Source organism: Sulfitobacter sp. 1A15299, from assembly GCF_043556915.1.
Lineage (GTDB): Bacteria > Pseudomonadota > Alphaproteobacteria > Rhodobacterales > Rhodobacteraceae > Sulfitobacter.
Map to the genome: position 1 here is coordinate 66,988 of NZ_JBIFFJ010000009.1, position 26,747 is coordinate 93,734.

The 26,747-nt window shown below is 63.4% G+C and carries 27 protein-coding genes; 14 read left to right on the top strand and 13 right to left on the bottom strand.

All coding sequences use genetic code 11. The features are described 5' to 3' along the window. Window positions 1-113 precede the first annotated feature (113 nt). Complete coding sequence (locus ACGYK7_RS11450; protein ID WP_394402343.1) at window positions 114-1,217, top strand: pyridoxal phosphate-dependent aminotransferase; 1,104 nt, start codon at window positions 114-116, stop codon at window positions 1,215-1,217. Here ACGYK7_RS11450 and ACGYK7_RS11455 read toward each other — a convergent pair. Continuing rightward, window positions 1,214-2,422: a pyridoxal-phosphate-dependent aminotransferase family protein gene (locus ACGYK7_RS11455; RefSeq protein WP_394402346.1), complete on the bottom strand. Its 1,209-nt coding sequence runs from the start codon at window positions 2,420-2,422 to the stop codon at window positions 1,214-1,216. The genes ACGYK7_RS11450 and ACGYK7_RS11455 overlap by 4 nt on opposite strands. 233 nt (window positions 2,423-2,655) lie before the next feature. Here ACGYK7_RS11455 and ACGYK7_RS11460 point away from each other — a divergent pair, with 233 nt between their 5' ends. Beyond that, entirely contained in the window at window positions 2,656-4,512 is a 1,857-nt protein-coding gene (locus tag ACGYK7_RS11460) for an ABC transporter ATP-binding protein (protein WP_394402349.1), read from the top strand. Between the two features lie 32 nt (window positions 4,513-4,544). Here ACGYK7_RS11460 and ACGYK7_RS11465 read toward each other — a convergent pair whose 3' ends face one another. Next, a complete protein-coding gene (locus tag ACGYK7_RS11465) occupies window positions 4,545-5,228 on the bottom strand; it encodes a TIGR04283 family arsenosugar biosynthesis glycosyltransferase (protein WP_394402351.1) in 684 nt (227 codons plus the stop codon). Between the two features lie 64 nt (window positions 5,229-5,292). Here ACGYK7_RS11465 and ACGYK7_RS11470 point away from each other — a divergent pair, with 64 nt between their 5' ends. Next, on the top strand, window positions 5,293-6,039 hold the full coding sequence (locus ACGYK7_RS11470; RefSeq protein ID WP_394402353.1) for a YgfZ/GcvT domain-containing protein: 747 nt from the start codon (window positions 5,293-5,295) through the stop codon (window positions 6,037-6,039). Between the two features lie 68 nt (window positions 6,040-6,107). Here ACGYK7_RS11470 and efp read toward each other — a convergent pair whose 3' ends face one another. Beyond that, window positions 6,108-6,671, bottom strand: a complete 564-nt coding sequence (gene efp / locus ACGYK7_RS11475) for an elongation factor P (protein WP_394402355.1) — start codon at window positions 6,669-6,671, stop codon at window positions 6,108-6,110. A 221-nt stretch (window positions 6,672-6,892) separates the two neighbouring features. Between efp and ACGYK7_RS11480 the strand changes: the two genes are divergently transcribed. Further along, the gene (locus ACGYK7_RS11480) at window positions 6,893-7,213 is read left to right on the top strand and encodes a DUF6280 family protein (protein WP_007120494.1); all 321 of its coding nucleotides are present in this window, start codon (window positions 6,893-6,895) and stop codon (window positions 7,211-7,213) included. Between the two features lie 128 nt (window positions 7,214-7,341). Continuing rightward, window positions 7,342-8,799: a cobyric acid synthase gene (locus ACGYK7_RS11485; RefSeq protein WP_394402357.1), complete on the top strand. Its 1,458-nt coding sequence runs from the start codon at window positions 7,342-7,344 to the stop codon at window positions 8,797-8,799. Window positions 8,800-8,831: 32 nt separating this feature from the next. Here ACGYK7_RS11485 and ACGYK7_RS11490 read toward each other — a convergent pair whose 3' ends face one another. After that, window positions 8,832-9,944: an S-(hydroxymethyl)glutathione dehydrogenase/class III alcohol dehydrogenase gene (locus tag ACGYK7_RS11490; protein ID WP_394402405.1), complete on the bottom strand. Its 1,113-nt coding sequence runs from the start codon at window positions 9,942-9,944 to the stop codon at window positions 8,832-8,834. Window positions 9,945-10,034: 90 nt separating this feature from the next. Continuing rightward, on the bottom strand, window positions 10,035-10,496 hold the full coding sequence (locus tag ACGYK7_RS11495) for an Lrp/AsnC family transcriptional regulator (RefSeq protein WP_394402360.1): 462 nt from the start codon (window positions 10,494-10,496) through the stop codon (window positions 10,035-10,037). A gap of 124 nt (window positions 10,497-10,620) precedes the next feature. On the opposite strand from ACGYK7_RS11495, the gene ACGYK7_RS11500 reads away from it, so the two are divergent. Then, window positions 10,621-14,022 carry an indolepyruvate ferredoxin oxidoreductase family protein gene (locus ACGYK7_RS11500; RefSeq protein WP_394402363.1) on the top strand — a complete coding sequence of 1,134 codons (3,402 nt, stop codon included), beginning with the start codon at window positions 10,621-10,623 and terminating at the stop codon, window positions 14,020-14,022. Between the two features lie 557 nt (window positions 14,023-14,579). After that, window positions 14,580-15,557, top strand: coding sequence for a PleD family two-component system response regulator (locus tag ACGYK7_RS11505; protein WP_394402366.1), 978 nt, complete (start codon window positions 14,580-14,582; stop codon window positions 15,555-15,557). 51 nt (window positions 15,558-15,608) lie between these two features. On the opposite strand, the gene ACGYK7_RS11510 is transcribed toward ACGYK7_RS11505, so the two are convergent. Beyond that, window positions 15,609-15,977: a hypothetical protein gene (locus ACGYK7_RS11510; protein WP_394402369.1), complete on the bottom strand. Its 369-nt coding sequence runs from the start codon at window positions 15,975-15,977 to the stop codon at window positions 15,609-15,611. Between the two features lies 1 nt (window position 15,978). After that, window positions 15,979-16,218 carry an Lrp/AsnC family transcriptional regulator gene (locus ACGYK7_RS11515; protein ID WP_007120503.1) on the bottom strand — a complete coding sequence of 80 codons (240 nt, stop codon included), beginning with the start codon at window positions 16,216-16,218 and terminating at the stop codon, window positions 15,979-15,981. 159 nt (window positions 16,219-16,377) lie between these two features. Between ACGYK7_RS11515 and hisB the strand changes: the two genes are divergently transcribed. Then, window positions 16,378-16,965 (top strand): imidazoleglycerol-phosphate dehydratase HisB, encoded by a 588-nt coding sequence (gene hisB / locus ACGYK7_RS11520; RefSeq protein WP_067265185.1) that lies wholly within the window; start codon window positions 16,378-16,380, stop codon window positions 16,963-16,965. Window positions 16,966-16,969: 4 nt separating this feature from the next. Continuing rightward, window positions 16,970-17,608 carry an imidazole glycerol phosphate synthase subunit HisH gene (gene hisH / locus ACGYK7_RS11525; RefSeq protein WP_394402371.1) on the top strand — a complete coding sequence of 213 codons (639 nt, stop codon included), beginning with the start codon at window positions 16,970-16,972 and terminating at the stop codon, window positions 17,606-17,608. 180 nt (window positions 17,609-17,788) lie between these two features. Here the strand turns inward: hisH and ACGYK7_RS11530 are convergent, their stop codons facing one another. Then, entirely contained in the window at window positions 17,789-18,178 is a 390-nt protein-coding gene (locus ACGYK7_RS11530; RefSeq protein ID WP_394402373.1) for a DUF2147 domain-containing protein, read from the bottom strand. 129 nt (window positions 18,179-18,307) lie between these two features. Between ACGYK7_RS11530 and hisA the strand changes: the two genes are divergently transcribed. Genes hisA through ACGYK7_RS11545 form a run of 3 tightly spaced genes read left to right on the top strand, consistent with a single transcriptional unit; the run spans window position 18,308 to window position 20,097 of the window. Further along, window positions 18,308-19,027, top strand: a complete 720-nt coding sequence (hisA, locus tag ACGYK7_RS11535; RefSeq protein WP_394402376.1) for a 1-(5-phosphoribosyl)-5-[(5-phosphoribosylamino)methylideneamino]imidazole-4-carboxamide isomerase — start codon at window positions 18,308-18,310, stop codon at window positions 19,025-19,027. Window positions 19,028-19,030: 3 nt separating this feature from the next. Beyond that, window positions 19,031-19,792, top strand: coding sequence for an imidazole glycerol phosphate synthase subunit HisF (gene hisF, locus ACGYK7_RS11540; protein ID WP_394402378.1), 762 nt, complete (start codon window positions 19,031-19,033; stop codon window positions 19,790-19,792). Next, window positions 19,789-20,097, top strand: coding sequence for a phosphoribosyl-ATP diphosphatase (locus ACGYK7_RS11545; protein ID WP_322329355.1), 309 nt, complete (start codon window positions 19,789-19,791; stop codon window positions 20,095-20,097). The genes hisF and ACGYK7_RS11545 overlap by 4 nt, the downstream gene beginning before the upstream one ends. Here ACGYK7_RS11545 and ACGYK7_RS11550 read toward each other — a convergent pair whose 3' ends face one another. Further along, window positions 20,098-20,511 carry a CoA-binding protein gene (locus tag ACGYK7_RS11550; RefSeq protein WP_394402380.1) on the bottom strand — a complete coding sequence of 138 codons (414 nt, stop codon included), beginning with the start codon at window positions 20,509-20,511 and terminating at the stop codon, window positions 20,098-20,100. A gap of 173 nt (window positions 20,512-20,684) precedes the next feature. Between ACGYK7_RS11550 and ACGYK7_RS11555 the strand changes: the two genes are divergently transcribed. Both ACGYK7_RS11555 and ACGYK7_RS11560 read left to right on the top strand, forming a co-directional pair. Beyond that, a complete protein-coding gene (locus ACGYK7_RS11555; protein ID WP_394402383.1) occupies window positions 20,685-21,959 on the top strand; it encodes an acyl-CoA dehydrogenase family protein in 1,275 nt (424 codons plus the stop codon). Window position 21,960: 1 nt separating this feature from the next. Then, window positions 21,961-22,737 (top strand): SDR family oxidoreductase, encoded by a 777-nt coding sequence (locus ACGYK7_RS11560; RefSeq protein ID WP_394402386.1) that lies wholly within the window; start codon window positions 21,961-21,963, stop codon window positions 22,735-22,737. A 6-nt stretch (window positions 22,738-22,743) separates the two neighbouring features. Here the strand turns inward: ACGYK7_RS11560 and ACGYK7_RS11565 are convergent, their stop codons facing one another. The 4 genes from ACGYK7_RS11565 to ACGYK7_RS11580 form a co-directional block, all read right to left on the bottom strand. Further along, a complete protein-coding gene (locus ACGYK7_RS11565) occupies window positions 22,744-23,619 on the bottom strand; it encodes an acyl-CoA thioesterase (protein ID WP_394402389.1) in 876 nt (291 codons plus the stop codon). Between the two features lie 85 nt (window positions 23,620-23,704). Continuing rightward, entirely contained in the window at window positions 23,705-24,739 is a 1,035-nt protein-coding gene (locus ACGYK7_RS11570; RefSeq protein WP_394402392.1) for a phosphotransferase family protein, read from the bottom strand. Then, window positions 24,736-25,728, bottom strand: a complete 993-nt coding sequence (locus ACGYK7_RS11575) for an NAD(P)H-dependent flavin oxidoreductase (protein WP_394402395.1) — start codon at window positions 25,726-25,728, stop codon at window positions 24,736-24,738. Before ACGYK7_RS11575 ends, ACGYK7_RS11570 begins: the two co-directional genes overlap by 4 nt. 33 nt (window positions 25,729-25,761) lie before the next feature. Then, complete coding sequence (locus tag ACGYK7_RS11580; protein ID WP_394402397.1) at window positions 25,762-26,580, bottom strand: SDR family oxidoreductase; 819 nt, start codon at window positions 26,578-26,580, stop codon at window positions 25,762-25,764. Window positions 26,581-26,747: the final 167 nt, after the last annotated feature.

Genomic DNA, 26,747 nt, shown 5'->3' on the forward strand with positions numbered 1-26,747 from the left:
TCTCCTGAAAGTTTGGCGCAGTTCAGCGCAGATCATCGCGCGGCACCAGCAAAACGTGGCGGCAGGTGCTGCGGCACTTGCCCTCTCACGGGCCCGCCCCTACACCTTGGAGCATGACATATGCACGCCTCACCCCCCTCGCCCAACGCCTGCCCGCCAATGTCCCCTTCGTGGGCCCCGAAGCGCAGGAGCGCGTCCTTGGACGCCCCTTCAAAGCGCGGCTTGGCGCCAATGAAAACGTCTTTGGCCCCTCGCCCCGCGCCATCGCGGCCATGGCCGAGACCGAAATGTGGAAATACGGCGATTCAGAATGCGTGAAGTTGCGCGCGGCACTGGCCGAGTTGCACGGCATCTCCCCTGCCAACATCATCGTAGGCGAGGGTATCGACGGGCTGCTGGGCTACCTCGTGCGTCTGCTGGTGGGCGAAGGCGATGCGGTGGTGACCTCGGAAGGCGCCTATCCAACCTTCAATTACCATGTCACGGGCTTTGGCGGCGTGCTGCACAAGGTGCCCTACCGCGACGATCACGAAGACCCGGCGGCGCTGTTCGCCAAGGCGGCGGAGGTCGACGCCAAGCTGGTCTACCTCGCCAATCCCGACAACCCGATGGGCACTTGGCACGAGGGCGCGGCACTGGCACGCGCGCTCGACGACCTGCCGCAAGGCAGCCTGCTGTTGCTGGACGAGGCCTATATCGAATGCGCCCCCGAGGGCACCGCGCCCGTGCTTTCCGCCGATGACCCCCGGGTGATCCGGATGCGGACCTTTTCCAAAGCCTACGGCCTCGCCGGGGCGCGGATCGGCTATGCCATCGCCGCGCCCGAGTTGATCACCGCCTTTCACAAGGTCCGCAACCACTTTGGCCTGAACCGCGCGGCGCAGGCGGGGGCTTTGGCGGCGGTGCAGGATCAGAGCTACCTGAAAGAGGTTCAGACCAAAATCGCCGGGGCGCGCCGCCGGATCGCCCATATCGCCGAAGAGAACGGGCTGAGCACCCTCCCCTCTGCCGCCAATTTCGTCGCCGTCGATTGTGGCCGTGATGGCGCTTTCGCCAAGGCGGTCCTCGACGCGCTGGTGGCGCGGGGGATCTTCGTGAGGATGCCATTTGCGGCGCCGCAAAACCGCTGCATCCGTATCAGTTGCAGCACGGCGGAAGAGCTGGATCACTTCGCCGCCGCCTTGCCCGCGGCCCTAGCTGACGCGCGCGGGGCCTAAGCCCCGCCGATCACCTCTGCCGCTGCTTGCAGGGCGCCCGGGCCGTGGTCGATCTTCAGCGCCGAAAGCCCGGCTTCGATCCCGCCGAGCAGCCCCATGATCATTTGGCCGTTCACATGACCCATATGGCCAAGGCGGAAAAAGCCGTGCCACGCGGGCTCCCCCGGCAGGGCCATGCCCAGCCCCACGCCCAGTGTCAGGCCCAGATTGCCCTGCACCCAATCGCGCAACTCGGTCGCGTGGGGGGCTTGCAGCCGCAGCGCGGTGACGGCATGGCTGCGCAGGGCGCGGTCTTCGATGTTGAACCGCAGGCTGCCCTTGGCCGACCACGCCTCACAGGCCGCCCAGACCGCCCGGGCCAGCGTCTCATGGCGTTGCCAGACCTGCTCGATCCCCTCTTCGTGAATGATGTCGAGGGCGGCGCGCAGGCCGTAGAGGTGATGCGTCGGCGCCGTGCCGCCGTGGTATTGATAGAACTCCTGCGCATGGGCGCGCGGCGACCAATCCCAATAGCGGCTCACGCGGGGCAGACGCGCACGGGCTGCCTCGGCCCGGTCGTTGAAAAAGACGAAGGCCATGCCCGGCGGCACCATCAGCCCCTTTTGCGAAGCGGTGACCATGACATCGACGCCCCAAGCATCCATCTCGAAGCGCTCACAGCCCAGTGACGCGATGCAATCGGCCATCAAAAGCGCGGGGTGGCCCGCCTCATCCAACAGGCGGCGCAGGCCCGGCACATCGTTGCGGACTGAGCTTGAGGTGTCCACATGCACCGCCATCACCGCCTTGATTTGGTGGCCGCTGTCGGCCTTCAGGCGTTCGGCCACCTGTGCGAGATCGACGGGCGCGTTGCGGCCAAAGTCGAGGATATCCACCTCGGCCCCCAGCCCCGTCGCCATTTCGGCCCAGCCATGGCCGAAACGCCCCGTGGCCAGCACCAATACCCGGTCGCCGGGGGCTATGACATTGCTCAGCGCGGCTTCCCACGCGCCGTGGCCGTTGCTGATATACATCGCCACATGACGATCTGTACGCGCCACGCGCTTTAGGTCAGCGGCCAGCGCAGGCATCATCTCGACCAATTCGCCTTCATAGATATTGGGGGCCGCGCGGTGCATCGCGCTCAGCACCGCGTCGGGCATGACCGAGGGGCCGGGAATGGCAAGGTACGAACGACCGGGGGCGAGTTTATTCTGCTTTGTCATGATATTGGCTGCCGTTTTGAAAATGCGTGACCGGGGGACGGTCGGGCGCAGCTTACTGCCCGGCAGGCCGGGGTCAACACGCGATCGGACCTTAGGTAAGGCGCGCCCCTAAGCCCCCCTTCCACGCGCTGAGACCGCCCCCTGCGCACCTTGCCCGACCTGCGCGACGGCTTGCCCTGCCTGCGCGGCTTTCGTACACGGGATCCGACTGCCCAAAAGGATCAGGCACCGGTATGAATGATGACAGTTACACCTCCGCGCAGTTGATGCGCTGGCTTTGGCGGGACTATCTAAAGAAACACACCGGCCTGATGGCCATCGCGGTGATCTTCATGATCATCGAAGGTTCGACCTTGGGCGTGCTGGCAAAACTGATGGAGCCGATGTTCGACCGCGTCTTTGTCGGCGGCGACCGCGGGGCGCTGGTCTGGGTCGGGCTGGTGCTGGTGGCAATCTTTGCGCTGCGGGCGCTCGCCACGGTGGTGCAAAAGGTGCTCCTGACCCGCGTGGCACAGCGCACGGCGGCGGATCTGCGCATCGACCTGCTGGACCGGATGATGCAGCAAGACGGCGCCTTTCACCAAAGCCACCCGCCCGGCTTTCTTGTCCAGCGCGTGCAATCGGATGTGAATGCGGTCAGCGATGTCTGGCGCGCGGTGATCACCGGCGCGGGGCGCGATCTGGTCGGGCTGGTGATCCTCATGGGCGTGGCCATCGCGATTGACCCGATCTGGGCGCTTCTGGCAATGGTCGGCGTGCCGCTGATGGTGCTGCCCGCCGCCATCGCCCAGCGTTTCGTCCGCGCCCGCTCGCGCGAGGCGCGCGACATCGGGGCCAGCCTCTCGACCCGGTTGGACGAGGTTTTCCACGGCATCGTACAAATCAAGCTCAACGCGCTGGAGGACTACCAAGCCCGGCAATACCGCGAGTTGACACGCACCTTCATCCGCACCGAAGTCCGCGCCGCCTTTGGCAATTCCGCGATCCCGGCAATGATCGACATCATGTCGGGCATCGGCTTCATGGCCGTGATCGTCTACGGCGGGTCCGAGATCATCGCCGGCAACAAGACCATTGGCGAGTTCATGACCTTCTTCACCTCGCTGGGGTTCATGTTCTCCCCCCTCCGCCGCCTCGGCGCAATCAGCGGCCTATGGCAGATGGCCGCCGCCGCGCTGGAACGGATCAAGGAATTGCTCGACGCGCCCCTGCATCTGCGCAGCCCGGACAAAGCGCAGGCCGCGCCCGATGGTCCGCCCGATGTGACGCTGACAGATGTCTCGCTCTCCTACGGCGACACGAAGGTGTTGAACGGCTTGGACCTGACCGCGAAAGCAGGCCAGACGACCGCGCTGGTCGGCGCTTCGGGGGCGGGAAAGTCGACCATCTTCAACCTGCTGACCCGGCTGGTGGATCCGCAAAGCGGTACGGTACGCATCGGCGGCGTCGACACCGCTTCGATGACCATCCCGGACCTGCGCGGCCTGTTTTCTGTCGTGACGCAAGAGGCGCTCTTGTTCGATGAAACCCTGCGCGAGAACATCGTGCTGGGCCGTGAGAATGTCACCGACGAAGAACTCGACCGGGTGCTGAAGGCCGCCCATGTGGCGGACTTTCTGCCGCAGTTGAAACAGGGGTTGGACACCCGCGTCGGCCCGCGCGGCTCGGCCCTGTCGGGCGGGCAGCGCCAACGCGTGGTGATCGCCCGCGCCCTGCTGCGCGACACGCCGATCCTGCTGCTGGATGAGGCCACCAGCGCCCTTGATGCGCAATCCGAGCAGGTGGTGCAGGACGCGCTCGATCGCCTCGCCAAGGGGCGCACCACCATTGTCATCGCGCACCGGCTGTCGACCATCCGCAGCGCGGATAAGATCGTGGTGATGGACCGGGGCCGCGTCACCGACGAGGGCACCCATGACGAGTTGATGGAACGCGGCGGCATCTACGCCGACCTATACCGCCTGCAATATCGCGACGGGAAGACCGTATCGGACGCCCGCGGACTCAGCGCCCTCTCCGCGAAGAAACGCCGTGAAAGGGCGCGCCAGCCAAATCTGCTCCAACGGATCGGCGCGGCGTTCTTTAACTGAATGCGCGGGGGGTGGGGAAACCCACGCCCCTTTCACGAACGCCGGTAGCTTTTGGCCAGCGCCTCGGGGCTGGCCCCCATCGCATAGCGCGCCAGCGTCCAGAGGTTGCGCCCACCCCGGCGCAGCCAGCCTTGACGGCGGTATTTCTCGGCACTGGTCACGGCGATCCCATCCAGCCGGGTCAAGCGGCCACGAAGGGCCCGGGCCAGTGCCACATCCTCCATCAATGGCTGATCGGGATAGCCGCCGACCGCATCATAAAGCGCGCGGGGCAAAAGCAGCCCCTGATCGCCATAGGGCAAGCCCAGAGCGCTGCGCAGGTTCGCCCAGCTTGCCACCAGGCGTGGCGCCAGACCGCGCTGATCGAAGCGCAGGCGAAACCACCCCGCGCCCGCTGCCCCGCGCGCCATGTGATCATGCACCGCATCGCTCCAGCCCGGGGCCAGCACCGTATCGGCGTGCAGCACCAGAAGCCACGCCCCCTGCGCCGCGTCGCAGCCACGCCGCAACTGCCCGCCACGCGAAGGCGCGCCCGAGACGACCTCGCCCCCCCAGCCTTCGGCCAGCGCACGCGTGCCATCCGTCGAGCCGCCATCGCTCAGGATCACCTCGCGGATCAGCCCGGCCTGCAACCCTTCGACGAGCGCGGCGAGGCAAGCGGGCAGCGCGGTGGCCGCGTTGAGGCTGGGAATGACGACAGAGATCGGCGCGCGCATAGTTGCCCCTTTTGGATGGCTTTGACAGGTTATATGTCATGGCCAGCAATCAAAGGACACCCGCATGACCCCGCGCCACATTCTGCGCCTCTCCGGCCCTGACACCCGCGACTTTCTGCAAGGTATCGTGACCAATGACATCGGCAAACTGGACCAAGGCCCGGTCTATGCCGCCCTGTTGACGCCGCAGGGCAAATATATGGCCGATTTCTTTCTGATCGCCGAGGGCGAGGACGTTCTGCTGGACGTGGATGAAAGCCTTGGCGACATGCTGACCCATCGGCTGTCGATGTACAAACTGCGGGCCAAGGTGACGATTGAACCGACCGAGTTGCACCTGCACCGCGGCACCGGGCCTGCGCCCGACGATGCCATGGCCGATCCGCGGCACCCCGAGATGGGCTGGCGCGCCTATCGCGACACCCCGCAGACCGAAGACACCACCGATTGGAACGCCCTGCGCGTGGCCCATCTGATCCCCGAGACGGGGATCGAACTCACCCCCGACACCTTTATCCTTGAGGCGGGGTTTGATCGGATCAACGGGCTGGATTTCCGCAAAGGGTGCTATGTCGGTCAAGAGGTGACCGCCCGGATGAAACACAAGACCGAGTTGCGCAAAGGGCTGACCCGTGTCGAGGTCAGCGGCAGCGCCACCCCCGGCACGGCAATCACGGCAGAGGGGAAACCCGCGGGCACGCTCTACACCCAAGCGGGCGGTCAGGCTTTGGCGCATCTGCGGTTCGACCGTGCCAAAGGCTCGATGGAGGCCGAAGGCGCAAAGGTCACTTGGCCCGGCCCTGCGGCCTGAGCGCGCTAAAACAATAAAAAGCCCCGGCAAAACCGGGGCTGATCTACTTTACCAAAGATGACGTCGCGTCAGGCGCGTTCGACATATTCCATGGTTTCGGTGTTCACCACGATGTCCTCGTCTTGGCCCACGAAGGGCGGCACGGTGATCTTCACACCATTGTCGAGCACGGCAGGCTTGAAGGAATTGGCCGCCGTTTGGCCCTTCACCACCGGCTCGGTCTCGGCCACTTTGCAGGTCACCTTCTGCGGCAGCGAGGCGTTCAGCGCCTCCTCCTCGTGATATTCGACCACGATCATCATGCCGTCCTGCAAGAAGGGGCGACGCTCACCCAAAAGATCGGCAGACAGTTGCACCTGCTCGTAGGTTTCGGTGTCCATCACCACCAGCATACCGTCGTCTTCATACAGAAATTGCTGGTCTTTTTGCTCCAACCGCACACGCTCGACCTTGTCGGCAGAGCGGAAGCGTTCGTTCAATTTGGAGCCGTTGCGCAGGTTGCGCATCTCGACTTGGGCAAAGGCGCCGCCCTTGCCGGGCTTCACGTGATCGACCTTCACAGCCGCCCAGAGGCCACCGTTATGTTCAAGGACGTTTCCGGGGCGGATCTCGTTTCCGTTAATCTTGGGCATGTGACAAAACCACGACATAAGGTTGATGATATGATGTCCGGGTCTATATCGGGAGGGATGGTCCCCTGCAAGCAGGCGTTATTTTCTGCTGCCGCAAAGACTAGATATGCGCAAGCTGCATGGGAGCTATGCTAAATAGAGGTATCCGAATCAAAAGTTATCCGTCATAAGGGCCTCCACGCCCGAATGACAAGAGCAAGAATAATCGAAAGGACGACGAGATGAAAGATTTCGTTGATGGCACCGCTTTCAACAACGAGCAAGGCAACCGCGCGCGCAAGCTCTTTGCTGCTGTGGTGCTAGCTGCTTTGGATGACGCAATTGCCGATGATAAAAAATATGGCAACGGTCCTGAACAGATCGCCCGCTGGGCCCGCTCGCGCGATGGCCGCGAGGTTCTGAGCTGTGCCGGTATCGACCCCAACGAGCGGGTCGTCGAAGGTTTGATGGAATTCGTCGGCAAAGGCGTGCGGACCTCCGTCGCCCTGTCGCGTGAAGAATCCGAGCGCCGCAATGCCGCGCTTCAGGCCGAAGCCGCCTAAGACATATCCGCCAAGTGGCGCAATTGACGCAGCCTTCGGGCTGCGTTTTTTTGTGCCTGCCCCTCGGCGATGGGCTTTCCCCTGCCCCGGATTTGCGCCAATTTGCGTGAAACCAAGGGCGAGCAGACATGACCAAAGCCATCATGATCCAAGGCACCGGCAGCAATGTCGGCAAGTCGATGATCGTCGCCGGATTGATCCGCGCCTGCGCCCGGCGTGGCCTGCGGGTGCGCCCATTCAAACCGCAGAACATGTCCAACAACGCCGCCGTCACCGAAGACGGGGGCGAGATTGGCCGCGCGCAGGCGTTGCAGGCCCGTGCGGCGGGCGTGGCCCCGCATACGGACATGAACCCGGTGCTGCTAAAACCCCAGAGCGCCACCGGCGCGCAGGTGGTGGTGCAAGGCAAAATCGCGGGACAGCAAGAGGCGCGGGAGTTTGGCCGCAACAAAGCCAGCCTGATGCCCGCGATCCTGCAATCCTTTCGCCGTTTGGCCGACAGCTGCGATCTGATCGTGATCGAGGGCGCGGGCTCCCCGGCTGAGACGAACCTGCGGGCGGGCGACATTGCCAATATGGGCTTTGCCCGCGCCGCCGGCGTGTCGGTGGTGCTGATGGGCGATATCGACCGCGGCGGGGTGATCGCGCAGATCGTCGGCACGCAGGCCGTGCTCTCCCCCGAAGATAACGCGCTGATCCGCGGCTTTGCGGTGAACAAATTCCGCGGTGACCGCAGCCTCTTTGACGCGGGGCGCGATGACATCGCCGCCCGCACCGGCTGGCCGAGCCTTGGGGTGATCCCGTGGTTCGACGCGGCCCACCGCCTGCCCGCCGAAGACGTGATGGACCTGCCCGCCCGCGCCCGTTCAGGCGGGTCGGGCTGCGTTATCGCCGTGCCGCGCCTGCCCCGGATCGCCAATTTCGATGACCTCGACCCGCTGGCCGCAGAGCCGGGCGTCGACCTGCGGATGGTCATGCCCGGCAGCCCCCTGCCCGCCGAGGCCGATCTGGTGCTCATGGTCGGCAGTAAGTCCACGATCTCCGACCTCGAAGCCTTCCGGGCCGAGGGGTGGGACGTCGACCTTGCCGCCCATATCCGGCGCGGCGGCCATGTGCTTGGCCTTTGTGGCGGCTATCAGATGCTGGGCAAGACCATCACCGATCCGCAGGGGATCGAAGGCCCGGCGGCGCGGGTGGCGGGGCTGGGTCATCTGGATGTGGAAACCACGATGGCCCCGCTCAAACATCTGTCCGAGAAGAGCGGCCAGCACCCGGCGAGCGGCACCACCCTCACCGGCTACGAGATCCATATCGGAGAGACCACCGGCCCTGATTGCGCCCGCGCGTGGCTCCGCTTCGACGGCACGCCCGAGGGCGCGGCCTCTCGCTCGGGCCGGGTGCAGGGCTGCTATATGCATGGGATTTTCAGCTCGGATGCCTTCCGCCGCGCCTATCTTGGCGGTTTCGGCGTTACCTCTTCGCTGGATTTTGAAACCGGCGTCGAAGAGGCGCTGGACGCGCTGGCCGATCATGTCGAGACCTATATGGATGTCGACCTGTTCCTCTCCCTCGCGGCAGAGGTCTAGGCTGGAGAGCGCGCGGCCCTCCAGCCAAGCGCTTAAAATTCGACGACCGCCCGGATCGATTCACCCTTGTGCATCAGATCGAAACCTTCGTTGATCTGATCCAAGGTCAGTTTGTGGGTGATCATCGGGTCGATCTCGATCTTGCCGTTCATGTACCAATCGACGATCTTGGGCACATCCGTCCGCCCCTTGGCCCCGCCAAAGGCGGTGCCGCGCCAGACCCGGCCGGTGACCAGTTGGAACGGCCGGGTGGAGATCTCGGCCCCCGCGGGTGCCACGCCGATGATGATGCTCTCGCCCCAGCCCTTATGGGCGCATTCCAACGCGTCGCGCATGACTTTGGTGTTGCCGGTGGCGTCAAAAGAGTAATCCGCGCCGCCCTTGGTCAACTCGACCAGATGCGCGACCAGATCGCCGTCAACTTTCGAGGGGTTCACGAAATCGGTCATGCCGAAGTAACGCGCGGCCTCTTCCTTGTCGTCGTTAAGGTCAACGCCGACGATCTGATCCGCCCCGGCCATGCGCAGGCCCTGAATGACGTTCAGACCGATGCCGCCCAGCCCAAAGACCACGCAGCGCGCACCCAATTCGACCTTGGCGGTATTGATCACCGCCCCGATGCCCGTGGTGACGCCACAGCCGATATAGCAAATCTTGTCAAAAGGCGCGTCTTTTCGCACTTTCGCCAGCGCGATCTCGGGCACCACGGTGTGGTTGGCAAATGTCGAACAGCCCATGTAGTGGTGGATCGGCGTGCCATCCAGCATCGAGAACCGCGTCGTGCCATCGGGCAGCTTGCCTTGGCCTTGGGTCACGCGGATCGCCTGACACAGGTTGGTCTTGCCGCTGAGGCAATATTCGCATTCGCGGCACTCTGGCGTATAAAGCGGGATAACGTGATCGCCCGGCTCCAGCGTGGTGACGCCCTCGCCCACTTCCAGCACGACACCCGCGCCTTCATGGCCGAGGATGGCGGGAAAGATGCCTTCGGGATCGTCGCCCGAGCGAGTGAACTCATCGGTATGGCACAGGCCGGTCGCCTTGATCTCGACCAAGACCTCGCCGCGTTTCGGCCCTTCGAGGTTCACCTCCATGATTTCAAGCGGTTTGCCGGCTTCCACGGCAACGGCGGCACGGGTTCTCATCATGGGTCTCTCCTTCGGGTGTGATCTCTGCTGCTTTATGAAGCACGCATGCGGCAAATGTCCAACGCAGAAAACGCCGCCCTGATCGCCTCACCCGGTGATCGGCGCGTCGGATTTGATTTGCCGCAGGATCACATTCGTCGTGGCCGAATTCACCGCCGGATGCAGGAACAGAAAGCTCTCCAAAAAGGCGTTATAGGCGTCGATATCGCGGCACAGCACGCGCAGGTGATAATCCGCTTGGCCCGTGGTGGCGAAACATTCCGTCACCTCCGTCCGGCTTTGGATCGCGCGGATGAAACTGGCGAGGGCCGAGGCGTCATGCCGGGTCAGATGCACATGGACCATCGCCTCGAACCCCAGCCCCATCGCCTTGGGGTCGACCACGGCGGCATAGCGTTTGATCACCCCGGCCTGCTCTAGCGCCTTGACACGTCGCCAGCAGGCGGAAGCGGAAATGTTCAGCTTTTCGGCCAGTTGTGCGTTGGGCAGGCGCGAATCCTGCTGAAGCAGGAATACAAGCTGCCGGTCCGTCGCATCCAGTTCACTCATCGGGTAAATCTTTCACTCTGCGGGTGCATTTCGGATAATTTACCCACCTTTACCTGTGGCTACCAGCAAAACTGGTGCAAAAATTCGCGCGTCTTGCGGTATACTCCCCAATGAGGAGACCCCCATGACAGAACAACCGCGCGAATTTACCACTTATAAACTTGATGACCGCTATGATCAGACCGAAGGCCGCGTCTTTCTGACCGGGACGCAGGCTTTGGTGCGCATTATGCTGGATCAGGCCCGGCGTGATCGCGCGGCGGGGTTGAACACCGCCGGTTTCGTCTCGGGCTACCGCGGCTCGCCCTTGGGCGGGCTCGATCTGGAATACTGGCGCATCAAGGACAGGGTGGCCAAGGCGGGGGTGAAGTTCCTGCCCGCGGTGAACGAAGACCTTGGCGCCACAGCGGTTTTGGGCGCGCAGCAGGCCCATCTCGACCCGCAGGCCGAGGTCGAGGGGGTCTTTTCCATGTGGTACGGCAAAGGCCCGGGGGTGGACCGGTCGGGCGACGCGCTGAAACACGGCAACGCCTATGGCTCCGCGCCCAAAGGCGGCGTGCTGGTGGTGGCGGGCGACGACCACGGCTGTGTTTCGTCGTCGATGCCGCACCAGTCCGACGTGGGCTTCATGTCGTGGTTCATGCCGACGCTGAACCCGGCTTCGGTGGCGGAATATCAGGCGTTTGGCGAATACGGTATCGCGCTGTCGCGTTTCTCGGGCACATGGGTCGGCTTCAAAGCGATCTCCGAAACCGTGGAGAGCGGCGCTTCGGTCGAACTCACGCCTGACCGGGTCTTCAAGCAGCCCGACTACACCGCCCCCCCGGGCGGGCTGCATGTGCGGCTGGGTGACCTGCCCTCCCCCGAGATCGAGACGCGGCTGCATCACAAGCTCGACGCGGTGCAGGCCTTCATGCGCGCCAATCCGATCGACCGGCATATCTACGAGACGCAGGACGCCTCCTTCGGCATCGTCACCACCGGTAAGGGCCATTTCGACACGATGGAGGCGCTGCGGCTTCTGGGCCTTGACGAGGCCGCCTGCCGCCGTCTCGGCATCGACATCTACAAGATCGGCATGGTCTGGCCGCTGGCGCTGGACGACGCGCTCGACTTCGTGAAGGGCAAGCGCGAAGTGCTTGTGATCGAAGAGAAACGCGGGATCATCGAGAGCCAGTTCAAGGAAGCCTTCTACGACTGGCCCGGCTCGAAACCCGCGCGGATGGTCGGCAAGCACGACGAGAACCTCGAGGAGCTCGTGCCCTGGACCGGGGAGCTCTCGCCGCTGAAACTGGTGCCGATCATCGCCGCGCGTCTGCATGCCTTCTTTCCGCAGGAAAAGCTGCTCGAAAAGGCCCGCGCGCTGACCGACCAGCCGCCCGTGCTGCTGAACGTCGAGGGCGCCACCCGCACCCCCTATTTCTGCTCGGGCTGCCCGCATAACTCCTCCACCAAGCTGCCCGAAGGCTCAAAAGCCAACTCCGGCATCGGCTGCCATGTCATGGCGTCTTGGATGGACCGCGAGACCGCCGGTTTTGCCCAGATGGGCGGCGAGGGCGTGCCGTGGATCGCCACCTCGCTGTTCAACGGCGGCAAACACGTCTTCCAGAACCTCGGCGAGGGTACGTGGTATCACTCCGGCTCGCTGGCGATCCGGCAGGCGGTCGCGGCGAAGACCAATATCACTTACAAAATCCTCTACAACGACGCGGTGGCGATGACCGGCGGCCAGCCGGTGGACGGCCCCGTCTCCGTCGCCGCCATCGCGCAGGCCTGTCGTGCCGAGGGTGTGGAGCGGATCGCGCTGGTCTCGGACCGGCCCGAACTGCTGGAGAAGGGCGATTTCCCCGCCGGCACCACCTTCGACCACCGCAGCGCTCTGGACCGCGTGCAGCGCGAGTTGCGCGACATCCCGGGCGTCACCGTGCTGATCTACGAACAGACCTGCGCCACCGAGAAGCGCCGCAAGCGCAAGCGCGGGCTGATGGACGATCCGAAGAAATTCGTGATGATCAACGATCTGGTCTGCGAGGGCTGCGGCGATTGCAGCCTCGAGTCGAACTGCCTCAGCGTCGAGCCGAAGAAGACCGAGTTCGGCACCAAGCGCCAAATCAACCAGTCGACCTGCAACAAAGATTACTCCTGCCTCAACGGTTTCTGCCCCTCCTTCGTGACGGTGGAGGGCGGCAGCCGCCGCAAACGCTCCGGCGCGGGGCTGGACGTGGCGGGGCTCTCGGCGCAATTGCCGATGCCCGACCTGCCTAAGCTTGACCAGCCCTTCAACCTGATGGTGACCGGCGTCGGCGGCACCGGCGTGGTGACCGTGGGCGCGCTCATCACCATGGCGGCGCATCTCGAGGGGCTGGGCTCCAGCGTGCTCGATTTCACTGGTTTTGCGCAGAAGTTCGGCACCGTGCTGGGCTACGTGCGTCTCGCAAAACGCCCCGAGGAGGTGCATCAGGTCCGCATCGATCAGGGCGGCGCCGACGCGGTGATCGGCTGCGACATGGTGGTGAGTTCCGCGCCGAAAGCTTCCGCCCACTACCGGCGCGGCACGCGGATCGTGCTGAACCGCGCCGAGATGCCCACCGGCGATCTGGTGCTGAACCGCGACGCCGACCTGCGGATCGACGACCGCGAGGCGGTGATCGCGCAGGCGGTGGGGGCCGAGAACCTTTCGGCCTTTGACGCCAACGCCATGGCCGAGAAACTGATGGGCGACGCGGTTTTTGCCAATGTGATGATGCTGGGTTTCGCGTGGCAGAAGGGGCTGGTGCCGGTCTCGCTCAGCGCGCTCGAACAGGCGATCGAACTCAACGGCGTTGTGCCCGACAAGAACCGCGCCGCCTTCGGATTTGGCCGGGTCATGGCGGGCAACCCGCAGGCGATCGAGGCACATTTTGCCCCTGCCCCTGCGCCCGACGACAGTGTCGAGAACCTGATCGCCCGCCGCATGGAATTCCTCACCGGCTACCAGAACGACGCCTATGCCCAGCGCTACAAGGGCAAGCTCGATGCGCTGGCAGGCGAACTGCCGGAAGGCTCTGACGACCTCATGCGCGCGGCGGCGAAATCGCTGTTCAAGCTGATGGCTTACAAAGACGAATACGAGGTCGCGCGCCTGCATCGGCAAAGCGGTTTCGAAGAGCGCATCGCCGATACCTTCGAGGGCGACTACAAGGTGCATTACCACCTCGCCCCGCCCGCTTGGCCCACCGGCAAGGATGGTCGCGGACGCCCGAACAAACGCAAGTTCGGCCCGTGGATGGGCCGCGCCTTCGACCTTCTGGCGGCGATGAAACCGCTGCGCGGCACGTGGGCCGACCCGTTCAGCTACGGCGCCGACCGCAAGCTCGAGGTTGCTCTTATCGGATGGTACGAGGAAGTCATGGCAAAGGCCACCGCCCTGCCCCATGACGCAGCGTTGGCGGTGCTGTCCGCGCCAATGGAAATCCGCGGCTACGGCCCGGTGAAAGAGGCCGCAGCCGAAAAGGTGCGGGCCGAGGTGGCCGCGCATCTAGGGTAAGAGCGTCGAGAAATCGCCGCGCCGCCCGGCCTCAAGCAATCCGAGGCCGGGCAAACATCCCGAATACATCGCCACCATTCCCGGCGGGAGCGACAAGAATTCCGCCGAAACATCACGGGGGGTAAGCGCGACTAGCCGGTCCCCTTCCCGAGGTCGTGCCGTCGTGGAGCGCGCAACAACGGGCCGATACGCACCACCGCTGAGAAAGCCCCCCCGGCTAGCCATTCTCGCGGCGAGGCGCGGTGCCACCCTGCCAGATCAAAGAATCCGCAAATTCCCGCCCAGATTTCGCAGGGAAAAACGCTCAATCGCGCCCAAAAGCCTGCACAGTTTCCACGCAATAGCCTCCCGCAATGCGGGAAAATAAGGGGCGGCGGCGCCCTCTGCCTGTCAATTCAATGGTTTCGCGGGGCTGCAAAATATGGTTAATAATTCATACGGCGGCACAAGCTATTGATGCAGCAATGTCACAATTTCGCCGGGTTTATAGGACTAGATGTGAACAGATTATAAAGACACCCGGACTGCCCGTCTGCCCCACGAAAGAGGTGCCAAAAATGAAAATTCTTGCTGTCGACGATGACCCATTTATCCGCGAATTGTTGCCCGTTGTTTTCCGCGAAGCTGATTATCCGCATTTGACACTGGCCGCATCGGGCGCTGCCGCTCTGGAACTGCTTGAAACCGACAAAGAACATTTCGACTGCCTGCTCTTGGACATCGAGATGCCCGAGATGGACGGCATCACCCTATGCCGCCGCATTCGTACGCTGGAATCCTATCAAGACACGCCGATCCTGATGGTGACCTCGCGCGCCGACGCGACCGCGATCGAAAGCGCTTTCGCCGCCGGGGCCAACGACTATGTGACCAAGCCTTTCGACGTGAAAGACATCGCAACCCGCGTGCATATCGCCGAGCGGATGCTGGAGAACACCCAACGCGCCCCGCGCCTTGATCCGCAGCATTTGAAGGACGTGGGCGAGCCCGGTGTCCACGACTTCGCGCTGGCCGATCCGGTGCATATCAATGGGGTCGATCAATTGGTGCTGCCCTTCTCTTTGGGCAATTACCTGTCGCAGCTTTCACGCCAACACCTTGATATCTGTCAGGTCTTCGCGGCCAAGATCGAACATATCGATGAGCTTTACGCGACCTGCAACACCGCCGAATTCGCCCGCGCCATCGCCGCTGCGGCCGAGGCCATTGCGCGCGTGGTCGATTGCCCACAGCTGCTGATGACCCATAACGGATCCGGCACGCTTCTATGCATCGTGACAGGTGACAGCCTGCCCGCTTGGCCCGAGATCGAGGTGCTCATCCAAGGGGAGCTCGACGGCATGGACCTGCGCCACGACGACAACAGCCCGATGACGGTGATGCTCTCCGTCGGAGGCCCGATCCAGCCCAATGCCAGCCGCACTCAGCGTGTTAGAAAGACATTCGACCGCGCCATCCGCCGCGTGGCGATGCGGCAGAAGGTCAAGCTCGACACCCCCCCGACCGAGAAACCCTCTGTCTCTGCCGCCCATTGAAGGCAGAGCAATCGCCTTAGGAAAACCCGCCTCATGGGCGGGTTTTCGCATTCAGTTGATGGGGAATTGCACCAAACAGCGCTCAGCGATGCGGCGGTAATCCTCAAGCGTGTCGGGCACGCTGCGCCGGTCGCGCATCACCTCCATCGCGGCGCGTTTCTGCGTCCAAGTCCCCTCCACATGCCGGTCGAGAATGCGCACGGTCACGCCCAGCATCACATTCTTCTCCCCCTCGCCAATCAGTTCCGCCGCGGATAATGCCACAGCCGTCAGCGCCAGCGTATTGGCGCAGCGCAGCGCCGCGGCTTCGCGCCCCTCATAGACCCGCGTGCCCGCCTCAGCCGCGCCAGAAGAGACCACGAGCGAAGAGATCGACAAAACGGAACAGACGGCTGCTGTCAGAACGAACCGGCGCGCCACCTCAAAAGACCTTGAAGGTCATCGTGGTCAAAGACCGCTCGATGCCTTCGATGTCCAACAGATTGTCATTGATATAGACGCCCACATCCTCCCCCTTGGGAATATACAGCTTCATCAACAGGTCATATTCACCGGAGGTGGAATAAAGTTCGGAATGGATTTCGCGCAGGGCGATCTCTTCGGCCACACGATAGGTCGTGCCCGGTCGGCAGCGGATCTGGATGAATACGCAGGTGGTCATGTCGCGCCTCTTTCTGGGATTTGGTTCAAGCTGACATATGGGCCCTGCCCCCGCAATCCCCGATCGCGCTATCCCTGCCTAAAGGCGTTTCACCGCTTGGGCTTGGCGCGGCGGCAGGCCCTGTTATAAGGGCGCAGCAATTGCCTTCGGAGATGCCCCATGCGCCGCAGCACCCTGACCCGCACCACTGCCGAAACCGACATCACGGTCGAGATCAACCTCGACGGCACCGGCAGCTATGACAATGAAACCGGCGTCGGCTTCTTTGACCATATGCTCGACCAACTGTCGCGCCATTCGCTGATCGACATCAAGGTGCGCGCCAAGGGCGATCTGCACATCGACGATCACCACACTGTCGAAGACGTGGGCATCACGCTGGGCCAGGCACTGACCCAAGCGCTCGGCGACAAACGCGGCATCCGCCGCTACGGCTCTTGCCTGCTGGCGATGGACGACGCACAGATCCGCTGCGCGCTCGACCTCTCCGCGCGGCCCTTTCTGATCTGGAACGTTGATTTCCCCACCAGCAGCATCGGCAAGTTCGACACCGAACTGGTCCGCGAGTTCTTCCAAGCGCTCAGCACCCACGGCGGCATCACCCTGCATGTCGACGCGCTGCACGGGTTCAACAGCCACCACATCGCCGAAGCGGCCTTCAAATCCGTCGCCCGCGCCCTCCGCGAAGCGGTCGAGACCGACCCACGCAAAGCAGACGCCATCCCCTCCACCAAGGGTGCCTTGTAAACCAATGCTGACAGCAATCATCGACTACGAATCCGGCAACCTGCACTCCGCCCATAAAGCCTTCGAGCGTATGGCCCGCGAGCATGACGCAGGCGAGGTCACGGTGACCTCGGATGCCGAGGTCGTGGCCCGCGCCGACCGTCTGGTCTTGCCCGGCGATGGCGCCTTCCCGGCCTGTATGGCCGCCCTGAAAGGGGCTGGCGGCCTCTATGACGCGATGGTCGAGGCGGTCGAGGAAAAGGGCCGCCCCTTCCTCGGCATCTGCGTCGGCATGCAGCTAATGGCCAGCATGGGCCGCGAATACCAAGATACCCCCGGGCTGGGCTGGATCGGCGGCGAGGTGACCCAAATCACCCCGAAAGACCCGAATCTTAAAGTCCCCCATATGGGCTGGAACGACCTCGTGATTGACCACAACCACGCGGTCTTCGACGGGTTGCAAACCGGCGATCACACCTATTTCGTGCACAGCTATCACATGGCCGTCGCCACCCCCGCCGAACGTCTGGCCCATGTCGACTACGGCGGCGAGGTCACGGCGATCATCGGCCGCGATACGATGCTGGGCATGCAGTTTCACCCAGAGAAAAGCCAATCCACCGGCCTGCGGCTGATCTCGAATTTCCTGACCTGGGCGCCTTAACCCGCGCCGCACCTGTTGAAACGTCGGAAGGTATTTAAGAAAGGATGAAGATGAAGAAAGACTCTCTCCATCTTCATCCTTTTACAAATACCTCTGCGCTGCGCTGTCCTTATGCAAAACGTAAAGAAGGCGCGATGGACATGCCTCGCGCCTTCTAACCTTGGCAAAGATGCGCGGACCTTACTTGATGCGCGCCCAAGTCTGTTTCGAGCAGATCAGCCCGCCCGCGACGCAGCCCGAGAGTTTCAGCGAGTTCCCCGAGACGTTCATCTTCCCAATGTAGATTTTGCCGTTGGACGGGCGCCAGACCTTACCAGCGTATTTGCCGCCGCCTTCAGGTTTCATGTCGATGACGAGCGTTTTGCCGATATTCGGGGATTTATATTCGCCGCTGCCGTTGAAGGTGCGCGCGATGGTGCCGCAGATTGCCCCGCCGCAGGGGGCCATTTTCACATGGGCATAGGCGCCGTCATCCACTTGGGTTTTCCACGTACCGACTGCCGGATCCGCGGCATGGGCGGCGCCGGTCAGGCCAAGGCCCAGAAGGGCCGCTGCAATAAGCTGTTTCATGATCTCTCCTCCCGATCTGGCATTAGTGTTAGCCACAACTTTCAATCGGGCAAGACTGACCTAGGGTCGCGTTGCAAAATCCCTGGCGACGTGCAAAAGGAAAGCGACTTCTCTAACAAGGGCCCGGCCATGATCCTTTACCCCGCTATCGATCTCAAAGACGGTCAGGCCGTGCGCCTTGTACATGGCGACATGGAGCGCGCCACCGTCTTCAATGACGATCCTGCCGCACAGGCGCTTAGCTTTGTCGAAGCGGGCTGTGATTGGCTCCATCTCGTTGACCTTAATGGCGCTTTTGCCGGGGCCCCGGTGAACGCCGCGCCGGTGGAGGCGATTTTGAAAGCCTGCAAGGTGCCTGCGCAATTGGGCGGTGGCATTCGCGATATGGCAACGATCGAGAGCTGGCTGGATAAGGGGCTTGCGCGGGTCATTCTGGGCACCGTGGCGGTTGAGAACCCCGAACTGGTCCGCGAGGCGGCGCGCGCCTTTCCCGGGCAGGTAGCGGTAGGAATCGACGCGCGGAACGGCAAGGTCGCGACCAAGGGTTGGGCGACCGAGACCGATGTGACGGCCACCGACCTCGCGAAATCATTTGAGGACGCGGGTGTGGCCGCGATCATCTACACCGACATCATGCGCGATGGTGCGATGGGCGGGCCGAATGTGTCGTCGACAGCCGATCTGGCGCGGGCCGTTTCGATCCCGGTGATTGCCTCGGGCGGCGTCTCGTCACTCGAAGACCTCGCCGCGCTGCGGGATACGGGCGTCATCGAGGGCGCGATCTCGGGGCGTGCGCTTTATGATGGCGCGATTGATCTGACCGACGCCATGAAGATGTTGAAGGGCTGAGCCATGCTGAAGACCCGCATCATCCCCTGTCTCGACGTGGCCGATGGCCGCGTGGTGAAGGGTGTGAACTTCGTCGGCCTTCGGGATGCGGGCGACCCGGTGGATGCCGCGATTGCCTATGATGCGGCGGGGGCGGATGAGCTTTGTTTTCTCGACATCCACGCCACCCATGAGAACCGCGGCACGATGTTCGATCTGGTCACCCGCACCGCTGAGCATTGCTATATCCCGCTGACCGTCGGCGGCGGCGTGCGGACCGTGGCGGATGTGCGCGCCTTGCTGCTGGCGGGGGCCGACAAGGTCAGTTTCAACTCCGCCGCTGTGGCAAACCCCGATGTGATCGCCGAAGCGGCGGATCATTTCGGCAGCCAGTGCATCGTCTGCGCGATTGACGCCAAGACCGTAAGCCCCGGCAAATGGGAGATTTTCACCCATGGGGGGCGCAAGCCCACGGGCATCGACGCCGTTGAATTCGCCCGCGCCGTCGCCGCCAATGGCGCGGGGGAAATTCTGCTGACCTCGATGGACCGTGATGGCACCAAACAGGGGTTCAACCTGCCGCTGACCCGCGCCATTTCCGATGCCGTATCGGTGCCGGTGATCGCCTCCGGTGGGGTCGGTAATTTGGATCATCTTGTCGATGGGGTGATCGAAGGGGGTGCCTCGGCGGTGTTGGCCGCCTCAATCTTTCACTTTGGCGAATATACCGTGCAAGAGGCCAAACAGCATATGGCCGCCGCTGGCATTCCAATGAGGCTTTCATGACGCTTGATGACCTTTACGCCACCATTCTGAGCCGCAAAAGCGCTGATCCATCAAGCAGTTGGACCGCGCAACTGCTGGCCAAAGGGCCAGAGAAATGCGCCGAGAAATTTGGCGAAGAGGCCATCGAGGCGATTATCGAGGCGGTGAAGGATGACCGCAAGGCACTGACCTCGGAAGCTGCGGATGTGCTCTATCACCTGCTCGTTATGCTGGCGGCACGGGATGTGCCGCTGAGCGATGTGCTGGATGAGTTGGCCCGGCGGCAATCGACCTCCGGCATCGCCGAAAAGGCCGCGCGGAAATAATCAGCCGAGCAGGCGCGGAATTTCCACCTTGGGGCAGCGGTCTTGGATCACATCCACGCCGCGCGCTTCGGCCTTGGCCGCCGCTTCGGCATTGGTGATGCCCATTTGCATCCAGATGGTCTCAAGCTCGGGGAAGGCCTCTAACGCCTCATCAACGACGGGGGGCACGTCCTCGGACCGGCGGAAAATATCGACCATTTGCACCGGCGGGTCGATCTCTGCCAGAGTGGCGACGATGGTCTTGCCAAAGACTTCCTTGCCCGCGTGCAGGGGGTTGACCGGCACCACGTCATACCCTTTTTGCGCAAGGTATTCAGCCACATAGTGGCTGGGCCGCGCGGGATTGGGGGAAACACCGACCACCGCGATGCGGCGGGTGCGGGTGAGAACGTCTTTGATCAATGCATCTGTCATAGGCAGAACTTAAGCGCCTGCGCGCGGGTTTCAACGACCGAATGACGTGGCGTCAAGCCTGCCGCCCCCTGCCCGCGATTGGCAAGGCCGCGGGGATTGCATAGGCTCCCCCGAAAGGGCCGCCTGTGGAGGAACCGGGCGGCACTGCGAACCATCATCACCGGGAGCATAGGATGATCGATCAGACCTTGGACATGAACAATCTCGAAATGTCGGAGAAGGCCAAGCCGCTGCTGGCGGCGGTCATCAAGCACATCCGTGAGAATGTCGATCCGATCACCGAAGAGTTCTTTCGCCTTGGCGAAGGCCGCGCCGACCGCTGGTCTTATGCACCCGGCCAGTTGGAACTGCTGGATGGCGCCAAACAGAAGGCCCGAGAGGCTGGGCTGTGGAACTTCTTCCTGCCCAATGCCGAAACCGGTGAAGGGCTGGCGAACCTCGATTACGCCTATATCGCTGCCGAATTGGGCAAGAGCCCACTGGCGCCCGAAAGCCTGAACTGCTCTGCCCCGGATACCGGCAATATGGAGGTGCTGGAACGCATCGGCACGCCCGAGCAGAAAGAGCGCTGGCTGAAACCGCTGCTGGCGGGCGAAATCCGCTCGGCCTTTGCCATGACGGAGCCTGATGTCGCCTCTTCGGATGCGCGCAATATCTCGACAAGCGCTGTGCTGGATGGCGACGATTGGGTGATCAACGGCGAGAAATTCTACATCTCGGGCGCGGGCGATCCGCGCTGCAAGATCATGATTGTCATGGTGAAAACCTCGCCCGAGGCCGAGACGTTCCGCCAGCAGAGCCAGATCCTCGTGCCGATGGACACGCCGGGGGTGGAGATCCTCGGCCCGATGCATGTCTTTGGCCATGACGACGCGCCGCATGGGCATATGCATATCCGCTTCACCGATGTGCGCGTGCCGCGCGAAAACGTGCTCTGGGGCGAAGGCCGTGGGTTCGAGATCAGTCAGGTGCGCTTGGGACCGGGGCGGATTCACCACTGCATGCGCTCTATCGGGGCGGCGGAAAAAGCGCTGGACCTGATGATCGAACGCGGGCTGGGGCGCGAGGCTTTTGGCAAGAAAATCATCGACCTCGGCAAGAACATGGAAACGATCAGCCGCGCGCGGATCGACATCGAAGCCATGCGCCTGATGGTGCTGAAAGCGGCCAAGGCGATGGATGTCTTGGGCAATAAAGAGGCGCGCATCTGGGTCAGCATGATCAAGGCGCTGGTGCCGGAAAAGGCTTGCGAGATCATTGATGCCTCCATGCAGGTGCATGGGGCGACGGGGATGAGCCAGTGGAGCCCGCTTTCGGGCATGTACACGTGGCAGCGCGCGCTGCGCTTTGCCGATGGGCCGGATGAGGTGCACCATCAGGTGATCGCCCGGGCCGAGGTGAAGGCGTTTCAGGCGTCGAACGCGCGCGGCTCTGGCAGCGACAGCTGATATGGAGCTCGCGGGCCGCGTCATCGTCATCACCGGGGCCGCCAGCGGCATCGGGCGGGCCTTGGCGCTACGCTTTGCCGAGGAAGCGCCTGCGCATATCGTCTGCGTAGACATCGACAGCGCGGGGGCCGAGGCGACAGCGGCTGAGGTCGGCGGCACGGCCTTCCCCGTCGATGTCGCGCGGGAGGCGGAGATCGCCGCGCTGATCGACAGAGTCGAGCGTGACATCGGGCCGATTGATCTTTTTTGCTCCAACGCCGGTATCTCGGTCGAAGGCGGCGTCGAGGTGCCGGATGCCGAGTGGCAACGCATTTGGGAGATCAACGTGATGAGCCATGTGCGCGCAGCACGGCATCTGGTGCCGCTGATGCGGGCGCGCGGGGGTGGCTATCTGCTCAACACCGCCTCGGCGGCGGGGCTGCTCAATCAGGTGGGCGCTGCGCCCTATGGGGTAACGAAACACGCCGCCGTCGGCCTCGCCGAATGGTTGGCGATGAGCTATGGCGACGACGGCATCAAGGTCTCCGTGCTTTGCCCGCAGGCGGTCCGGACCGAGATGATGCGCGGGCTAAAAGATCATGTCGCCGCGATTGACGGCATGTTGGAGCCTGAGCCGGTGGCCGAGGCCTGCGTGCAAGCGATCCGCGATGAGGTCTTTCTGGTGCTGCCGCATCCGCAGGTGCGCGACTATATGCGAGGCAAGGCGCAGGATTATGACCGTTGGATCGGCGGGATGCGCAAGCTGAACCGGCGCTTTGGGGCGGCGAAAGACAGCTAGCGGCCCTTAGCTCTCACCCTTGGACCGAATCGGGCGCAGCAGCCCCTCCTGCGCCACGCTGGCCACCAATTGCCCGTTTTGATTGTAGATCATCCCACGGTTGAACCCCCGCGCCCCGCCGGTGAACGGCGCGTCGAGCGCATAGAGGTGCCATTCGTCAAAGCGGATCGGCGCGTGAAACCACATGGCGTGGTCAAGGCTCGCCGTCATCACCTTGCCCTGAAACCACGTCAGCCCATGGGGCCGCAGGGAGGAGCCGAGCAGGTTCATGTCCGAGGCATAGGCAAGCAGAGCGTGCTGCATCACCGGATTCTGCCCTTCGGCGGCCCCCATGCGAAACCACAGATAGTTGCGGTCGCTGACCTTTTCCGGCGTCAGGAAATCGCGCGGCTCGACCTCGCGGATCTCAATGGGGCGCTCGCGCAGGAAGTCCCCACGGTATTTCTCGGGCAATTTTTCGGCAAAAGCCTCGCGCAGTTCGGGCCGGTCCGGCCAGTTTTCCGGAGCCGAGACCTGCGGCATCTCATGCTGCCAATCAAACCCCTCCTCTTCGACCTGAAAAGAGGCGGAGAGGTTCAGGATCTGCTTGCCATGCTGGATCGCCACCACCCGGCGGGTCGTGAAACTGCCCCCATCGCGGGCGCGGTCGACCTGATAGATCACTGGAATTTTCGGATCCCCGGGCCGGATGAAATAGGCATGAAGCGAATGACACGCCCGGTCCGGCACCGTCCGGTAAGCCGCCATCAGCGCCTGCGCGATGACGTGACCGCCGAAGATACGCATCGAGGTCTCCCCCCCGGCACCCGTGCCCCGGAACAGATCGACCTCAAGCTGTTCGATATCCAACAGATCAAGCAATTGCCGCGCAGCATTGGTCATGGGTCATCCTTTCGGGCCGGGGTGTTCCGGCCCTAGCAACAGGTTTTCACCGCAAAGCTCAAGCGCCAAACGCCGCGCCGCCCGCTCAGCGGTCGCGGTCCAGCGCTTCCAGCCCATGGCGCGCAAAAACCGGGACATATTGCCCTAATCTCAATCCATATTCGGGGTTCGAGGCATTGCCCTCCAAGGCGCGTTTCAACACACCTTGGATGATCGCCGCCATGCGGAAGAAGCAAAAGGCAAGGTAATAGCCGAAGTTGTCGATGCCCTTCAGCCCGCGCCTGCGGCAATAGGCGGCGATGAATTCGGCATCGCTGGGCAGGCCAAGCGCCCTGCGGTCCACCCCGGCCAAGCCGCGCCCCTCGGCCCCCACGGGCATCTGCCACTGCATAATGACGGCGGCGAGATCGGCAAAGGGATGGCCGATGGTCGACAGTTCCCAATCCAAAACCGCACGGCAGGCGGTGCCATGGGTGTCGAAGATCATATTGTCGATCCGGTAATCGCCATGCACCAACGTCCGCTGCCCGTCGTCCTCGGGCAGCTCTGCGCTGAGGCGCTGCATCAGCCTATCCATATCCGGCTGCGGCTCGGTCTCCGACGCGCGGTATTGTTTCGACCAGCGCGCCACCTGCCGCTCGAAATAGTTGCCCGGCGGGCCGTAATCGGAGAGGCCCACCGCGTCAATTTCGACCTCATGCAGCGCGGCCAGCACGCCATTCATCTCATCCATGACCGCGCCACGCTCTGCCGGGGTCAGCTCTGGCAGCGTGGGGTCATTGAAGTTGCGCCCCGGCACATGGTCCATGACATAGAACATCGAGCCGATGACGCTCTCATCCTCGCAAAGCAGATGCATCCGCGCGACCGGCACCTGACTGCCCGCCAAAGCCTGCTGCACCCGATACTCCCGATCCACCGCATGGGCGGATTTCAACAGTGTCCCCGGCGGTTTGCGGCGCAGCACATAGTCATGTGCCGGGGTCGAAAGCAGGAATGTCGGGTTAGATTGCCCCGCCTGAAACTTCGTGACCTCCAACGGCCCGGCAAAGCCCGGCAGGTTCGCCTCCAACCAGCGGCAAACGGCGTCTTCGTCTAGGGTTTGGGTATCCATGCTCACTGTGCGAACTCCGCTGCCAACCTTGCGCCCGCCGCGCGATACTCCGCCTCGATACGGTCCACCAAGTCCCCCGCGCCACCAATCTCTTTGACGGCACCAATCCCCTGCCCCGCGCCCCAAATTTCTTTCCACGCCTTAGGCTTGGACGAGCCCGAACCAAAGTTCATCGAAGAAGCATCCGCCGATGGCAGATTGTCCGGGTCCAGCCCCGCCGCCTCGATCGACGGGCGCAGATAGTTGCCCGACACCCCGGTGAAGAGCGACGAGGTCACGATGTCATCCGCCGCGCCCGAGACGATCATATCCTTGTAGCCCGGCACCGCATTCGCCTCTCGCGTGGCGATGAAGGCCGAGCCCATATAGCCCAGATCGGCCCCCATGGCGCGGGCCGCCAACAGCCCCTCGCCCGTGGCCAAGGCCCCGGAAAGCAGAAGCGGCCCGTCGAACCACTCACGGATTTCGCGGATCAGCGCGAAGGGCGATTGCGGCCCCGCATGGCCCCCGGCCCCCGCCGCCACGGCAATCAGCCCATCCGCGCCCTTCTCGATCGCCTTGCGCGCAAACCGGTTATTGATGACATCATGCAGCGTCACCCCGCCACAGGAATGCGCGGCCTCGTTCACCTCAACCCGCGCGCCAAGCGAGGTGATCCAGATCGGCACCTTATGTTTGACGCATATCTCCAGATCGCGCTCCAACCGCGCGTTTGAGCGATGCACGATCTGGTTCACTGCGAAAGGGGCCGCGGGCCGGTCGGGGTTCTCTTGATTGTGTTTGTCCAAGGCTTCGGTGATCTGGGTCAGCCAAGCATCCAGCAAGGGCGGCTCGCCCTCCGCCTCCCGCGCATTCAGCGCCGGGAAAGACCCGACGATCCCCGCCTTGCACTGCGCGATGACAAGCTCCGGCCCCGATAGAATGAACATCGGCGACGCGACCAGCGGCAGGCGCAGACCGCGCAGGGCTTGGGGTAGATGGCTGTCGTCACGCATAGGGGGTCTCCGTTCGGGGTGTATCGTTTGGCATCACAATGCCTTCTCAAAAATATTCGGTCCCGACATCACATTGATGCCGCCGCTGACCGGGATCACGGCCCCGGTGACATAGGCGCCGCCGCGTCCGCAGAGAAACAGCATGCAACCTGCGATATCTTCATCCCGTCCAACACGGCCAAGCGGGACATCCTGCCCCACCGCGGCCCGCGTCTTTTCATCGCCCGTGGCAAATGCCGTCATGCGCGAGACGAAGGGCCCCGGCGCCAATGCGTTCACGGTGATCCCCTCCCCGGCCAATTCCTTGGCGAGGATTTTGCTCAGGTGAATGACCGCCGCCTTGGAGGCGGCATAGCTATAGGCGCCGTCGCCCATCTCGCGCTCGCCCATGACCGACCCGACATTGACGACCCGCGCGGGATCATCCGCCGTGGCCCCGGCGCTGAGATGCGGCAGCAGCTTTTGTGTAAGATCGAAAAGCCCGGCGACATTCACGCCCATGACCTTATCCCAAGTCCGGTAAGGGAACTGCCCTAGGGGCGCCCCCCATGTCACACCCGCATTGTTCATCAAGATATGCAGCCGATCGCTGCGCGCCTGAACCGCGGCCACGAGCGCATCCACGCCAACCTCCGTCCCCACATCGCCCGCGAAACCCTCGGCGCTGCCCCGCGCGCCAAGCGCATTCAGCTCAGCCGCCACCGCTGCGCAGGCCTCTCCGTTCCGGCTGGCCAGCATGACCCGCGCCCCGGCCCGCACCAAAGCCTCGGCCGCCATCCGCCCGATGCCCGTGGCCCCGCCGGTGATCAACGCGGTCTTTCCCTCCAAGCCAAAGAGCGTCTCGATATCCATGCCCCGCCTCCCAACGTCGACTGCCGCCGCTACTGTGACAGGGCTTCGGGCAGCGTCAAGCGGATGCCAGACGGAGGCTCCGGTAACCGGGCGTCATAATGTTCTGCGGGATCGGCCCCCCCCCCTTCAACACAAAACCGCCGCAGCTATGAGCTGCGCCGGTTTTG

What these genes read in the sequence shown, in the direction of transcription:
- ACGYK7_RS11450 (WP_394402343.1), top strand. Translation starts at nt 114, where the DNA reads ATGACATATGCACGCCTCACCCCCCTCGCCCAACGCCTGCCCGCCAAT.
- ACGYK7_RS11455 (WP_394402346.1), bottom strand. Translation starts at nt 2,422, where the DNA reads ATGACAAAGCAGAATAAACTCGCCCCCGGTCGTTCGTACCTTGCCATT.
- ACGYK7_RS11460 (WP_394402349.1), top strand. Translation starts at nt 2,656, where the DNA reads ATGAATGATGACAGTTACACCTCCGCGCAGTTGATGCGCTGGCTTTGG.
- ACGYK7_RS11465 (WP_394402351.1), bottom strand. Translation starts at nt 5,228, where the DNA reads ATGCGCGCGCCGATCTCTGTCGTCATTCCCAGCCTCAACGCGGCCACC.
- ACGYK7_RS11470 (WP_394402353.1), top strand. Translation starts at nt 5,293, where the DNA reads ATGACCCCGCGCCACATTCTGCGCCTCTCCGGCCCTGACACCCGCGAC.
- efp (WP_394402355.1), bottom strand. Translation starts at nt 6,671, where the DNA reads ATGCCCAAGATTAACGGAAACGAGATCCGCCCCGGAAACGTCCTTGAA.
- ACGYK7_RS11480 (WP_007120494.1), top strand. Translation starts at nt 6,893, where the DNA reads ATGAAAGATTTCGTTGATGGCACCGCTTTCAACAACGAGCAAGGCAAC.
- ACGYK7_RS11485 (WP_394402357.1), top strand. Translation starts at nt 7,342, where the DNA reads ATGACCAAAGCCATCATGATCCAAGGCACCGGCAGCAATGTCGGCAAG.
- ACGYK7_RS11490 (WP_394402405.1), bottom strand. Translation starts at nt 9,944, where the DNA reads ATGAGAACCCGTGCCGCCGTTGCCGTGGAAGCCGGCAAACCGCTTGAA.
- ACGYK7_RS11495 (WP_394402360.1), bottom strand. Translation starts at nt 10,496, where the DNA reads ATGAGTGAACTGGATGCGACGGACCGGCAGCTTGTATTCCTGCTTCAG.
- ACGYK7_RS11500 (WP_394402363.1), top strand. Translation starts at nt 10,621, where the DNA reads ATGACAGAACAACCGCGCGAATTTACCACTTATAAACTTGATGACCGC.
- ACGYK7_RS11505 (WP_394402366.1), top strand. Translation starts at nt 14,580, where the DNA reads ATGAAAATTCTTGCTGTCGACGATGACCCATTTATCCGCGAATTGTTG.
- ACGYK7_RS11515 (WP_007120503.1), bottom strand. Translation starts at nt 16,218, where the DNA reads ATGACCACCTGCGTATTCATCCAGATCCGCTGCCGACCGGGCACGACC.
- hisB (WP_067265185.1), top strand. Translation starts at nt 16,378, where the DNA reads ATGCGCCGCAGCACCCTGACCCGCACCACTGCCGAAACCGACATCACG.
- hisH (WP_394402371.1), top strand. Translation starts at nt 16,970, where the DNA reads ATGCTGACAGCAATCATCGACTACGAATCCGGCAACCTGCACTCCGCC.
- ACGYK7_RS11530 (WP_394402373.1), bottom strand. Translation starts at nt 18,178, where the DNA reads ATGAAACAGCTTATTGCAGCGGCCCTTCTGGGCCTTGGCCTGACCGGC.
- hisA (WP_394402376.1), top strand. Translation starts at nt 18,308, where the DNA reads ATGATCCTTTACCCCGCTATCGATCTCAAAGACGGTCAGGCCGTGCGC.
- hisF (WP_394402378.1), top strand. Translation starts at nt 19,031, where the DNA reads ATGCTGAAGACCCGCATCATCCCCTGTCTCGACGTGGCCGATGGCCGC.
- ACGYK7_RS11545 (WP_322329355.1), top strand. Translation starts at nt 19,789, where the DNA reads ATGACGCTTGATGACCTTTACGCCACCATTCTGAGCCGCAAAAGCGCT.
- ACGYK7_RS11550 (WP_394402380.1), bottom strand. Translation starts at nt 20,511, where the DNA reads ATGACAGATGCATTGATCAAAGACGTTCTCACCCGCACCCGCCGCATC.
- ACGYK7_RS11555 (WP_394402383.1), top strand. Translation starts at nt 20,685, where the DNA reads ATGATCGATCAGACCTTGGACATGAACAATCTCGAAATGTCGGAGAAG.
- ACGYK7_RS11560 (WP_394402386.1), top strand. Translation starts at nt 21,961, where the DNA reads ATGGAGCTCGCGGGCCGCGTCATCGTCATCACCGGGGCCGCCAGCGGC.
- ACGYK7_RS11565 (WP_394402389.1), bottom strand. Translation starts at nt 23,619, where the DNA reads ATGACCAATGCTGCGCGGCAATTGCTTGATCTGTTGGATATCGAACAG.
- ACGYK7_RS11575 (WP_394402395.1), bottom strand. Translation starts at nt 25,728, where the DNA reads ATGCGTGACGACAGCCATCTACCCCAAGCCCTGCGCGGTCTGCGCCTG.
- ACGYK7_RS11580 (WP_394402397.1), bottom strand. Translation starts at nt 26,580, where the DNA reads ATGGATATCGAGACGCTCTTTGGCTTGGAGGGAAAGACCGCGTTGATC.